Source organism: Psychrobacter sp. ENNN9_III (genome assembly GCF_001462175.1).
In the GTDB taxonomy this organism is placed as follows: Bacteria; Pseudomonadota; Gammaproteobacteria; order Pseudomonadales; family Moraxellaceae; genus Psychrobacter.
On sequence record NZ_LNUO01000004.1, the window covers coordinates 1 to 11,299 of the forward strand.

Sequence of the window (11,299 nt, forward strand, 5' to 3'; positions counted from 1 at the left end):
CCTCGCCATAGCGAGGTTTCACGACCTTATCGAGTATGATTGGTTATATCTGCACCAGCATTGATAACTTGTCTATGATTATTTAGCCGACTTGTAATAGTCAACGAGCATCGTGCCTAAAGTACCGTTGTCATCGATAGTGACTATTCTGACCGTACCTGACTGTGACGCGGTACTAGACTGCACTTGACCAGCGCTACCTAAGACGACTTGGTTGTTTTTAGCCGCCATTGCTTCGTTACCGATAGCGATACTGTTCATACCGCCTGCCATAGATTTATTGCCTACGGCGACCGAATTTGCCCCTTGTGCTGCTGCCGCCTCACCCACTGCGGTAGAACGTACGCCACTAGCGTTGGCGATGTGCCCAAAAGCTTGCGCACGTTCAGCAGTAGCTTTAGATTGCCAACCGATAGACGTTGAGCCGAGACCAGCAGCGTTAGCCTCACCACCAACGGCCGTTGCTGAGTTGAGTCCTGCATTGGCTTTATTACCGACAGCAACGGTATCGTTAGTGCCGCCAGCCATGGCCGCTTCACCCACCGCGGTCGCGCGTACGCCGCTCGCATTGGCTAGATGGCCAAAAGCTTGCGCACGTTCAGCAGTGGCTTTTGATTGCCAACCGATAGACGTTGAGCCGAGACCAGCGGCATTGGCTTGGCCGCCGACAGCGGTGGCCGAGTTGAGTCCTGCATTGGCTTGACTACCGATAGCGACAGTATCGTTAGTACCGCCAGCCATAGCAGTATTGCCAAGAGCGAGAGCAGTACTGCTAGTAGCATTTGCATTCATTGGTTGAGACTCAGCGCTTGTTGCCATAGTCGTGCATGAAGCGACGCCTACGATTGCTAAAGTAAGTACGCTCATTTTGAGTGCTAAGTTTGGTGAAAAATCCATTTTCATTATAAGTTATCCTATGTTAAAAAAGCCAACTTGGCTAAGTAGTGGTTTGAGTAGGTAATAACAGAATTTATACTGCTTGCAGTGTTGAATCCCTCCAATAATAAAAATACAAATGTATATTTATATTTATAAATGCAAACGTACTATTAACTTATATTAATAACTCAACTAATGCTAGCATTTTATTTCAAATGTTATCTAAGCCGATAAATCGCTAAACAATGCCCAATGGTTTTAGTCTGCGTATTGTCATCTCATTGCATATCTATGTAATTTCTATAAAGTAATTGGCGATAAGGCCATTCCTGTTGTACCCTAAACCCTTATTTTTCAATGAAGGAGAATGCCTGTGCCCTATAACTTTGATGAGATAATTGACAGACGCGGTACAGGGTCCCTTAAATGGCATTATAACGATGACACTATTGCGCTTTGGGTAGCAGATATGGATTTTAAAGCTGCGCCGCCTATCCTAAACACGATTGAACGCGTACTGCAGCATGGCGTATTGGGCTATACCAAACCCACTGATGCGCTATATCAAGCGATTATTGACTGGCATGGTAGCCGTTATGGTTTAGCATTGAACAAAAAACACATCCTCTTTTCTCACGGTGTCATACCAAGTTTGGCATTGATGCTGAGAATGTTTACTGAGGCAGAAGATGCGGTCATGGTTAATGATCCCATTTATGCCCCTTTTATGACTAAGGTTGAGCAAAATAGTCGTACGCTCGTGACTTCTGCTTTAAAAGAGGTTGAGGGTAAATATCAGCTAGATTTGGCCGATATAGAAGCTAAGATAGTCGAGCATGAGGTCAAGCTGTATTTGTTATGCAATCCGCATAATCCAGGCGGGCGCGTGTGGACGAGGGATGAGCTTCAAGCGTTGCTGTCGATTTGCAAAAAGCATGATGTAGCGATTGTCAGCGATGAGATTCATCAAGATTTAACTTTGAACGGTCATACGTTTACCCCTTTTTTAACGCTAGCAGAAGGTTATGAGCATAAAGTAGTGAGCCTAACTTCGATGACCAAAACCTTTAACGTCGCTGGTATTAAAAGCTCAATCATCTTTGCTAAAGATGAGGCGTTAATCAATAAAATTAACTGGCAGCAGCGCTTAAGTGATGAGCACGATCTTAATTTGTTTGCTTATGAAGTGACTTATAGTGCTTATAAAGAAGGTAGGGAGTGGTTGGCGCAGGCGTTAACGTATATCGAAACCAATATAGAGTTCGCTGTGCAGTTTTTGAATCAGCATTTGCCTGATATTAAGGTCATGCGCCCAGAGGCGTCGTATTTGATATGGCTTGATTGTTCAGCATATGGTCAAGACGATAAGACACTTTATGACGCGCTTAGAGACGCTAAAGTTGAGCTCAGTGCCGGTATTCAATACGGTGACGCTGGTCATCTTAAAATGCGCCTGAACGTAGCATGTCCTAAAGCGCTGCTAATAGAAGGGTTAAATCGTATACATACGGCTTTTAATAGTGTGAATGATCATAAATAAAAAAATAAAAAGGCTGGGAGACCAATATCACCCAGCCTGTTGACTTGTTATTTTAATCAAAGCATAAGTATGTTACTTCCCGTTTGTATCGTTCTCAGATTGTCCAAGATTGATACGCATCTGCTTCCATTCATCTTGCTGAGCCAATATCGAGCCTTCGAGTGCCTCTGATGTCAACCCCTCTTGCCACGGTGAATTATCAGGCAGCTCTTCAATATGAATGGTTTTTACCCCGTAATCAGGCTGATAAGCCAGATCATAGCGCGCCGCTTTAATCACCGAGATGATCATCATTGATAGGATAATAATGAGCGGCGCACCCGCGATGATAGACGCAGTCTGTAAGGTTTGCAGGTCTCCCAAAAACATCAAAATAGCAGGCAACAAGCACAATGTGAATGCCCAAAATAGACGGTTCCAACGATGCGGTTCGTCATCGACTTCTTTTTGTACCACGGACGCCAAGATATAAGAGATAGAATCAAAAGTCGTGGCAGTAAAGATAGTGGCCAAAAAGGTAAAGATAGCGATGACGACATAAGACATCGGCAAGCTATTTAAGATGGCAAAGATGGCCGCAGTGGGCGACTCATTATTTAGGACAGCAACCACATCTACTGTGCCAGTCAATTGTAGATAGAGACCATAATTACCCAAGATAATCATAAACATCGCACAGCCCATCGAGCCATAGAACATCGAGCCTAAGACCATATTACGTATCGTACGTCCTCTCGAGATTTTGGCGATGAATAAGCCAATAGTCGGTGCAAATACCAACCACCATGCCCAATAGAAAACGGTCCAATCTTGCGGGAAGGTGGTGTGCTCAAAGCCGAACTGTTGGAAGTCTTTAAAGGGTTCAACATAGGTCATCATGCGCGGCATTTCGGTGATAGAACGCCCGATGGCTTCTAAGCCCGTATTTAAGATAAAGACGGTTGGCCCAACGACTAAGATGAACAGCAGAAATATCACAGCCAAATAAAAATTGATGTTGGAGAGTTTTTGAATGCCGCCTTTTAACCCCTGATACGCACTATAGGCAAAAATCATGGTAGTCACTAACAGCACCACAATTTGCATAGTTATGTTACGCGGTAAACCAAATAAATTGTATAAACCTTCGTTGATAAGCGGAGAGGCAAGACCCAGTGTCGTCGCACCGCCCCCCACCATACCAAAGACAAACAGCACGTCGAGCATCTTAGCCCAATTGCTACTAGCCAGCTTTTCGCCTAGTAATGGCATAAGCGTTTGGCTGACCTTAAGTACTGGGGTCTGACGCACATAATAAAAATAAGCAATCGGAACCGCTGGTACTAAATAGATGGCCCAAGCGACAGGTCCCCAATGAAAGATGCCATAGGTGGTGGCCCAGCGAATGGCGTCTGGTGAGCCGCTTGCTAAGTTAAAAGGCGGGCCTTGATAATAATACGCCCACTCAATCAAACCCCAGTAAAGAATACTGGCGCCAATACCCCCGCAGAACAGCATCGATGCCCAAGAGACATCGGAGAATTCAGCGGTTTCTTCTGGTCGGCCCAGTTTGATCTTGCCAATATCCGAAAGTACAATGTAAATGACGAACAATAAAGCAATGACACCAAAGGCCAGATAAGCAAAGCCAAAGTTAGCACTGACAAAGCTGCGAGCGATCCCAACCCATTCTTTGCCTTGCTCAGGAAACAGTATCAAAGGCACAGCAATACTAAAAAGTATGACAAGCACCATAAAAAAAGTAAATTTGTCAATACGGGTATCGGGTACATGATCAGGTCGCCACTGCGGAATAGACATACCCACATCGAAGGTACCTAGATGCGGCGGTTTATGATGTTTGGATCGTGCTTTTACATAGTCTGGAAGATATTCTTTTGATAGCCCGAGACCTGATGTAGATTTATCAGGTTTTTTAATGCCCTTACTGTTATCAGTGTTGCCCATGTTGTTTTCTCTTTGTATTGGATGTTAAATTTTATACCTCGCCTAAATTTTCTAAGTCTACAAATTCCTTTTTTCCGTGAATAGTATACATTTTTCGATTGATCCCTGGGTAATGGCAAATATCAATCGGTGGTCTGTTGCCGCCCATCAGATAGACTGCGTCCGTATCGCTATCATTAATCATAGAATGCGCAGCACCATGCGCGGGGAAACCTACAAAATCACCAGCAGCTAACTGATAGCACTCTTCTCCATAATGCAATAAAAGCTGTCCTGATAATACATAGACAAATTCGTCTGACTCTTCATGATAATGATGCTGTGTGGTCTCATCACCCGGCTCAACGCGCACAAGATGCAAACCAAATTTGGTCAGACCAGTGATATCACTCAACGAAACTGTATGCCGAATAGCGCGCTCATTAAACTGATGAACATGCTTGGTCTCAGGCGTATCTTCGATATCAGACTTGGTTAGGATGTAATCTTGGGTACTTTTGAGCGTCTCTTGCGGTAGCTCTTGGGATAACCCTTTTAATGGTTTAGTCATGGTTTGTCTCCGTTGTTTTATTTTATGCTTCACTTTATAGTAGCTATAAATGCATGGTTTTATTTGCTTAATTACGTATAAAATGCGATTAGTAAGCGCCCAGCTTCCTTATTATCGATATTGCTGCTTGTTCTTTTCTCACATTCGATACCGTCAAATTCAAATAACTGCGAATAACTGGCAAAACGAGTAATAATCGTCAATAACTGCGAATAATTCATCATCTAATAGCCATTAATGGGCGCAAACTTGTTAAAATAGGCCACTAGGCCACTAATTTTTTCTTGATGGACATTGATTTATGACCACTGCCGCTGCCACTCCTGCATTACCTACTATCAAAGAAGACCGCATCCTCATTCTCGATTTTGGCTCGCAGTACAGCCAGCTTATCGCTCGCCGCGTGCGCGACTCTGGGGTATTTTGTGAGATGTTCCCTTATGATATCGATGCTCAGCGTATCCATGACTTTGGTGCCAAAGGCGTTATCCTATCGGGTGGCCCTGAGAGCGTCCATGCCGAGAACAGCCCGCGTATCAATGACGCGGTGTTTGAGCTTGGTGTACCAGTGCTTGGCATTTGCTACGGTATGCAGGCGATGGCAGATCGTTTTGGCGGGCAAGTTCACGCCAGTGATATCCATGAATTTGGCGCGGCGACGATTGACGTTAACGGGCACTCGCAGCTAACTGAAGGCATTGAAGACAGCAGCACAGAAGGGAAGTCAGCTAAGCTGAATGTATGGATGAGTCACGGTGATAAGGTCGTCGAAGCGCCGCAAGGCTTTGAGGTAATCGCCAGCACGCCAAGCTGCCCGATTGCGATTATGGCTGATGATGACAAGCACTATTACGGTCTCCAGTTTCATCCTGAAGTGACGCATACTTTGCAAGGTCAAGCGCTGCTGGGCCGCTTTGTGCATCAGATCTGCGATTGCGCTGGTGAGTGGACGCCAGACAATATCGTCGATATGCGGGTGGCACAGCTCAAAGAGCAAATCGGTGACAAGCAAGTATTGCTCGGCCTGTCAGGCGGGGTCGACAGCTCAGTGGTTGCCGCGCTATTGCACAAGGCGATCGGCGATCAGCTCACTTGTGTGTTTGTCGATAATGGTCTGCTGCGTCTGCACGAAGGCGATCAGGTCATGCAAGTGTTCGCTGAAAACATGGGGGTCAAAGTCATCCGGGTCGATGCCGAAGATTTATTCTTAAACGCTTTAGCTGGCGAGTCTGATCCAGAGAAAAAACGTAAAATCATCGGCAAGACCTTTATTGACGTGTTTGCCAATAGCGCGCGTGAAGTGAGCGCGCAAAGTGATGGCAAAACCATTGAGTTCTTAGCACAGGGTACGATTTATCCTGATGTGATTGAATCAGCCAAGTCGCACCAAGGCAAGGCGCACGTGATTAAGAGCCACCATAACGTTGGCGGTCTGCCAGATGATTTGGCGTTTGAGTTGGTCGAGCCATTACGCGACTTATTTAAAGATGAAGTTCGTAAGCTTGGTATCACCCTTGGCCTACCAGAGAAGATGATCTACCGTCATCCGTTCCCAGGACCAGGTTTAGGCGTGCGTATCCTTGGCGAGGTCAAAAAAGAATACGCCGATATCTTACGCCTTGCCGATGCGATCTTTATGCAAGAGCTGGAGCGTTCAGGCTGGTATGATAAGACCGCACAAGCGTTTGCGGTATTCCAACCGATCAAATCGGTCGGTGTGGTCGGCGATGGTCGCCGCTATGCGTGGGTAATCGCGCTACGTGCGGTTGAAACTGTCGACTTCATGACCGCGCGCTTTGCCCATCTGCCGTATGATCTGATCGAGACGGTATCGAACCGCATCATGAACGAAATCGCTGATGTATCTCGCGTGACTTATGATGTTTCGAGTAAGCCACCTGCTACGATTGAATGGGAATAATATCCTACTTAATCTTTAGCTGATATAAAAAAACACTCAACTTGGTTGGGTGTTTTTTTTTGCTTTAGAGTTTTTGGAGCTAATCTCGCTTTCCGCTACTATCTTGTCTGCCCACTAGAGCCGCGACTAAAGCCCGCTGTGTTCCTGCTGCCGCGAGACTACAGCGAGCTAAGTCGCTGCAATCTAGTGGTCAAACAAGGATAACCGCTGCAATCGAGGCTAAAACGCTCTACAAGTCGTAGATTGAACTATAAGAGGCGAGCGTATCGAAGCTAAGATGATTCTATATTGAATCGCACTATGAGTGAATCGCTACAGCTCTTAAAGTGACCTATGATGTGTCGAGTATTTGACTGACTACTATTTAGTGAGAGTAGGAATTTTGCTTAGTTTCTGGTTTAATTCAAAGAAAATTATTTTAGTAGTAGGCTGAGATTTGCGTTATTATTAACAACTGTTTAGAATTCAAGTTCATATGATTTCCGATAAAATAATATAATTAGAAGTTATATAGTTTGAAACAAAATTTTTGAATGTCTGTAATGCTTATCTAAGGAGCTTTTGTGAAGAAATTATTTAAATGGATTATTATTATATTTATTGGACTTATTATTATCGGTGTTATCTTTGGTGACGACTCAGCAGAGCAAGAAACTACAGCTGTTCAACCTATTGAAGAAGGTACAGCGAATCAAGTTACAAATACAACTTCCGAGCAGACTGGAGCACAACAAGAAGAGATTCAAGTAGAAGATGTAGAAGGTTTGAGTAGACCACAGAAAAATGCTGTCAGATCGGCGGAACAGTATATTAATATGACTGGGTTTTCAAGAGATGGGCTTATCGAACAGCTTTCATCAGACGCAGGAAGTGGTTATGAGGTCACTGATGCTACCGTAGCAGTGGATAGTCTAAATATTGATTGGAACAAACAAGCTGTCAGATCAGCAGAACAATATCTTGATATGACAGGTTTTTCTTGTGATGGACTTATCGAACAGCTCTCATCTAGTGCAGGCAGTAAATATACTGTAGATGAAGCAACTTACGGAGCACAACAAGCTGGCGCTTGTTCATAATTTAAAACGCTAAAACCACTAATGGTATTAAGTAGAATTATTAAAAGCACTTAATCGGATTGAGTGCTTTTTTATTGGAATATTTAAAACTAAATTTTAGTTGATTATATAGTTAATAGTCCCTAAATACTAACTAATTAAAATTGGTTAAAGAAGGGGTTGATATCGATGGATAGGAAACAGCTTGAAGATATATTCACATCATCGGTAATTGCAAGAATGAATGAGATTCAAAGGCAAATAGACCCTTTTCATCAGATTAAAAGTTCATCAAAACTTTCAGAAATAACGGAGCAAAATGCACGTGTAAGTTCAGCTGTTAATATTGGAGAAATTGCTAGAAAAGCTTTTGAACAGCAAAATCTGGCTTCTGCTAATGTTGCAGCTTTAAGTGCCTCAGCAAGCCTTGTGCAGCCTCAGATCCTAGAAGCCATAGCTTTGCAAGATAGCTTCCGTAAAACCATAGAAGGTCTGAGCTTGAATAGCAATGCTAAGCTTGTTGCGGAAAATACTATGAAAGGTATATATAAAAATGATCTATATAAAGACACAGTAGCGTCGCTAGATCGATTGAGAGAATCATTAGAACCATGGAGAGGTTCTCTCAACATAGCTGGTAAGGCATTAAATAAAAGTGAGTTTGCGAATCTTGTAAGAGAGATGCAAACATCTAGAATGATCCCTGAAACAACTCTCACAGAATGCGCAGGTGCTTTGAAGCAGCTTGAGTCAATACACAATCTCGAGTCTTTTAAAGCGATATCTAGACTAAAGAATTTTCCTTTCGAAGATACGTTACCAATCGATTCAGGTAATATTCTAGATTCAAAAGAAAATGTTAATGAAACTATAGTAGAACTGGATTCAAAAATAAGTGACGAACTATCTTTAATAGAAGATTTTAACGAGCTTTCTGAAGAAAGACGTACTATTTTGCTTGGCTTATATCAAGCTTATTATTATCCTACTATATTGAATTGCCTAGTTATACTTATGTGGTTGCAAGTTTTCTTAGATGAGAGGTTAGACTTTACAAACAACACATTTTTCTTTGTTGAGAAATCAAAAGAAAGATTGTCTTATATAAGCAACGTCTATCGACCGAATCCATCGGCAATGATCGATAATTTTCTTGTAGGTGGAGCTCTGATGTTATTAGCTAGGTTTATAGGGTGGTAGAAGTTAAGAATGCTATTTAAATTAATATTGATTTTATTTAAACAGTATTCATGAAAAAGTAATGGTAGCACCTCAAAAGAGATGCTGTCGTTTACTCATAACGCTAACTTATAAAACCCTAACCCCGCACATTCACCACATAACGCCCAACCGTCTTGCTCGTCATAAAGCGATCTAAGTACTCAGGTGTCTGTTCTAACGTAATCTCTTCGCAGAAATTCTCAAGATTAGGCAGTTTCATATCGGTTGAAACACGCTCCCAAATGGCCTTTTTATCATCCAGTGGAATATAGACCGAATCGATACCGAGTAGGGACACCGCGCGGGTGATAAACGGCAATACTGTCATCGTAAATTCAGCACCGCCCGCTAGACCACAAGAAGTGACTGCGCCGCCCGCTTTGGTTTGCTTAAGTAAGTTGGCTAGGTAATCGCCACCGATGGTATCAATAGCGTTGGCCCATAGCTCGCGCCCGACAGGTTTATTGCCGATCTCATTGATAGTATCGCGATGACGGACTTCACTCGCGCCAAGATCTTTTAGATAATCGCTTTGTTCAGGCTTACCTGAGAAGGCGATAACCTCGTAGCCCAATTGACTTAATATCGCAATGCTAATACTACCGACGCCGCCCGTTGCGCCCGTGACGGCGACGGCACCATCTTCAGGCTTTGCGCCCATTTTCTCAAGCTTTTGCACACTCAAAGCAGCAGTTAGACCGCCAGTACCATAAATCATGGCTTCTTTTAGCGATAAAGATTCTGGACAGGCTACCGCCCAATCGGCAGGGATAGAAATCATTTGGGCGAGGCCACCATCCGTATCCATACCCAAATCATAGCCAAAGACGACGACCTCTTGACCCTCGGAAAAGGTGCCAGATTTGTCGCTTACCACCACGCCCGCGGCATCAATACCAGGGGTGTGCGGATAGTTTTTAGTGATTCTTTTATTGCCCGATGCTGACATGGCATCTTTAAAATTTAACGATGAATAATGCACTTCTATTAATAAATCATTCTCAGGTAAATCGCTGACATTACGCTGTTGAATACTTTTTTTAAACGCACCGTCGCTGGTTTCTTCGACGACTAAGGCTTTAAAGGTTTTATTATCAGCGTTCGTTTGATTGGACATAATATTATTCCTTTGTTATTACTTTTGGATTAAATAGGTTTTAAACACATATATTAAGGCTTAATCAATATCTTACCTTTTTTGTCTGACTGCACTTTTTCAGAGACCGCTGTTTGAATATCATCTAAAGGATAAATGCCGCCAGAAGGGAGTTTTAATTGGCCGCTTGCCGCGCGCTCAATCAGCTCACGGGTTAGGCGCTGCATATCATCGCTACTGATCTCTTGCATCATATCGCTCGCCCAAAAGCCTTTTACCTGCGCCAAATTAAAAATTAGATTGCTAGGGTTAAGCGTGAGCGGTTTGCCAGACATGGCACCTAAAGATGCTAGCACACCGTGTTTACCCAGTAGAGATACCAGCTCGCCACCAGACTTGCCGCCGACCGCATCGACAGCGCCACTAATTTTGTCGTCACCAACGATATTTTTGACTTGCTCTTTCCAGTCATCGTTATCGGTGACAACGTTGTTTTTGGTAATACCAAGATCGATCAGCTCTTGCTCGGACTCTGTACTGCGCACCAGATTAATCGTATTGATATTACGTTTAGGGGCGAGCATTGCCATGGATTCACCAACCGCGCCATTGGCAGCATTTTGAATGATCCATTGACCCGGCTTGATGTTTAAGAACTCAATGAGCAGCAGCGCACTCATCGGCATGGCGATAAGCTGAGCGGCCATTTCATCATCGATAGCGTCTGGTATAGGAATGATGCTTTGAGCTGGCGCGATAAAATACTTTGCCCACGTACCTTGTACGCCTGATACCACCACGCGCTGACCTTTTTCAAAGCCTTCAACCTCACTACCTAAAGCGTCGATTACCCCTACCGCCTCACTACCGCCCGTGGCAGGCAGTTCAGGTTTATTACCGTACTCGCCTTTGATGGTAACCAGATCATGGTTATGGATAGAAGATAAGATGGTTTTGATACGGACTTGGTTATTATTAGGTTCTGGAGTAGGGCTTTCGGTTACGCTAAGCACTTCTGAGGGTTTGCCAAATTCGTTGTAAGTTGCAGTGCGCATAGAAATATCCTTTTTATTATTTATAAGTTTGA

Annotated in this window: 10 protein-coding genes; 4 read left to right on the forward strand and 6 right to left on the reverse strand. The window is 43.6% G+C overall.

The window, feature by feature from the left end:
* Positions 1-78 precede the first annotated feature (78 nt).
* The gene (locus PENNN9_RS00375) at positions 79-903 is read right to left on the reverse strand and encodes a hypothetical protein (RefSeq protein ID WP_227511669.1); all 825 of its coding nucleotides are present in this window, start codon (positions 901-903) and stop codon (positions 79-81) included.
* 343 nt (positions 904-1,246) lie between these two features.
* On the opposite strand from PENNN9_RS00375, the gene PENNN9_RS00380 reads away from it, so the two are divergent.
* On the forward strand, positions 1,247-2,419 hold the full coding sequence (locus tag PENNN9_RS00380; protein ID WP_058367803.1) for a MalY/PatB family protein: 1,173 nt from the start codon (positions 1,247-1,249) through the stop codon (positions 2,417-2,419).
* Positions 2,420-2,491: 72 nt separating this feature from the next.
* On the opposite strand, the gene PENNN9_RS00385 is transcribed toward PENNN9_RS00380, so the two are convergent.
* The 3 genes from PENNN9_RS00385 to PENNN9_RS12625 all read right to left on the reverse strand — a co-directional run bounded on the left by PENNN9_RS00385 (position 2,492) and on the right by PENNN9_RS12625 (position 5,140).
* On the reverse strand, positions 2,492-4,366 hold the full coding sequence (locus tag PENNN9_RS00385; RefSeq protein WP_264752879.1) for a BCCT family transporter: 1,875 nt from the start codon (positions 4,364-4,366) through the stop codon (positions 2,492-2,494).
* Between the two features lie 31 nt (positions 4,367-4,397).
* Positions 4,398-4,916 carry a cupin domain-containing protein gene (locus PENNN9_RS00390; protein ID WP_058367804.1) on the reverse strand — a complete coding sequence of 173 codons (519 nt, stop codon included), beginning with the start codon at positions 4,914-4,916 and terminating at the stop codon, positions 4,398-4,400.
* 71 nt (positions 4,917-4,987) lie between these two features.
* The gene (locus PENNN9_RS12625; protein WP_156410045.1) at positions 4,988-5,140 is read right to left on the reverse strand and encodes a hypothetical protein; all 153 of its coding nucleotides are present in this window, start codon (positions 5,138-5,140) and stop codon (positions 4,988-4,990) included.
* Positions 5,141-5,217: 77 nt separating this feature from the next.
* Here PENNN9_RS12625 and guaA point away from each other — a divergent pair, with 77 nt between their 5' ends.
* The 3 genes from guaA (at position 5,218) to PENNN9_RS00405 (ending at position 9,095) form a co-directional block, all read left to right on the forward strand.
* Positions 5,218-6,837, forward strand: coding sequence for a glutamine-hydrolyzing GMP synthase (guaA, locus tag PENNN9_RS00395; RefSeq protein ID WP_058367805.1), 1,620 nt, complete (start codon positions 5,218-5,220; stop codon positions 6,835-6,837).
* 563 nt (positions 6,838-7,400) lie between these two features.
* Positions 7,401-7,916, forward strand: a complete 516-nt coding sequence (locus tag PENNN9_RS00400; protein ID WP_058367806.1) for an Ltp family lipoprotein — start codon at positions 7,401-7,403, stop codon at positions 7,914-7,916.
* A 168-nt stretch (positions 7,917-8,084) separates the two neighbouring features.
* Positions 8,085-9,095 (forward strand): hypothetical protein, encoded by a 1,011-nt coding sequence (locus tag PENNN9_RS00405; RefSeq protein WP_058367807.1) that lies wholly within the window; start codon positions 8,085-8,087, stop codon positions 9,093-9,095.
* Positions 9,096-9,213: 118 nt separating this feature from the next.
* On the opposite strand, the gene PENNN9_RS00410 is transcribed toward PENNN9_RS00405, so the two are convergent.
* Together PENNN9_RS00410 and PENNN9_RS00415 are read right to left on the reverse strand one after the other, a co-directional pair.
* Positions 9,214-10,233: a YhdH/YhfP family quinone oxidoreductase gene (locus PENNN9_RS00410; RefSeq protein ID WP_058367808.1), complete on the reverse strand. Its 1,020-nt coding sequence runs from the start codon at positions 10,231-10,233 to the stop codon at positions 9,214-9,216.
* Positions 10,234-10,286: 53 nt separating this feature from the next.
* Positions 10,287-11,267 (reverse strand): zinc-binding dehydrogenase, encoded by a 981-nt coding sequence (locus PENNN9_RS00415; RefSeq protein WP_058367809.1) that lies wholly within the window; start codon positions 11,265-11,267, stop codon positions 10,287-10,289.
* Positions 11,268-11,299: the final 32 nt, after the last annotated feature.

Bases quoted from the DNA above. Each gene is read 5' to 3' on its own strand.
- PENNN9_RS00415 (WP_058367809.1), bottom strand. From the start codon at position 11,267: ATGCGCACTGCAACTTACAACGAATTTGGCAAACCCTCAGAAGTGCTT.
- guaA (WP_058367805.1), top strand. From the start codon at position 5,218: ATGACCACTGCCGCTGCCACTCCTGCATTACCTACTATCAAAGAAGAC.
- PENNN9_RS00375 (WP_227511669.1), bottom strand. From the start codon at position 903: ATGAAAATGGATTTTTCACCAAACTTAGCACTCAAAATGAGCGTACTT.
- PENNN9_RS00405 (WP_058367807.1), top strand. From the start codon at position 8,085: ATGGATAGGAAACAGCTTGAAGATATATTCACATCATCGGTAATTGCA.
- PENNN9_RS00390 (WP_058367804.1), bottom strand. From the start codon at position 4,916: ATGACTAAACCATTAAAAGGGTTATCCCAAGAGCTACCGCAAGAGACG.
- PENNN9_RS12625 (WP_156410045.1), bottom strand. From the start codon at position 5,140: ATGATGAATTATTCGCAGTTATTGACGATTATTACTCGTTTTGCCAGT.
- PENNN9_RS00385 (WP_264752879.1), bottom strand. From the start codon at position 4,366: ATGGGCAACACTGATAACAGTAAGGGCATTAAAAAACCTGATAAATCT.
- PENNN9_RS00380 (WP_058367803.1), top strand. From the start codon at position 1,247: ATGCCTGTGCCCTATAACTTTGATGAGATAATTGACAGACGCGGTACA.
- PENNN9_RS00410 (WP_058367808.1), bottom strand. From the start codon at position 10,233: ATGTCCAATCAAACGAACGCTGATAATAAAACCTTTAAAGCCTTAGTC.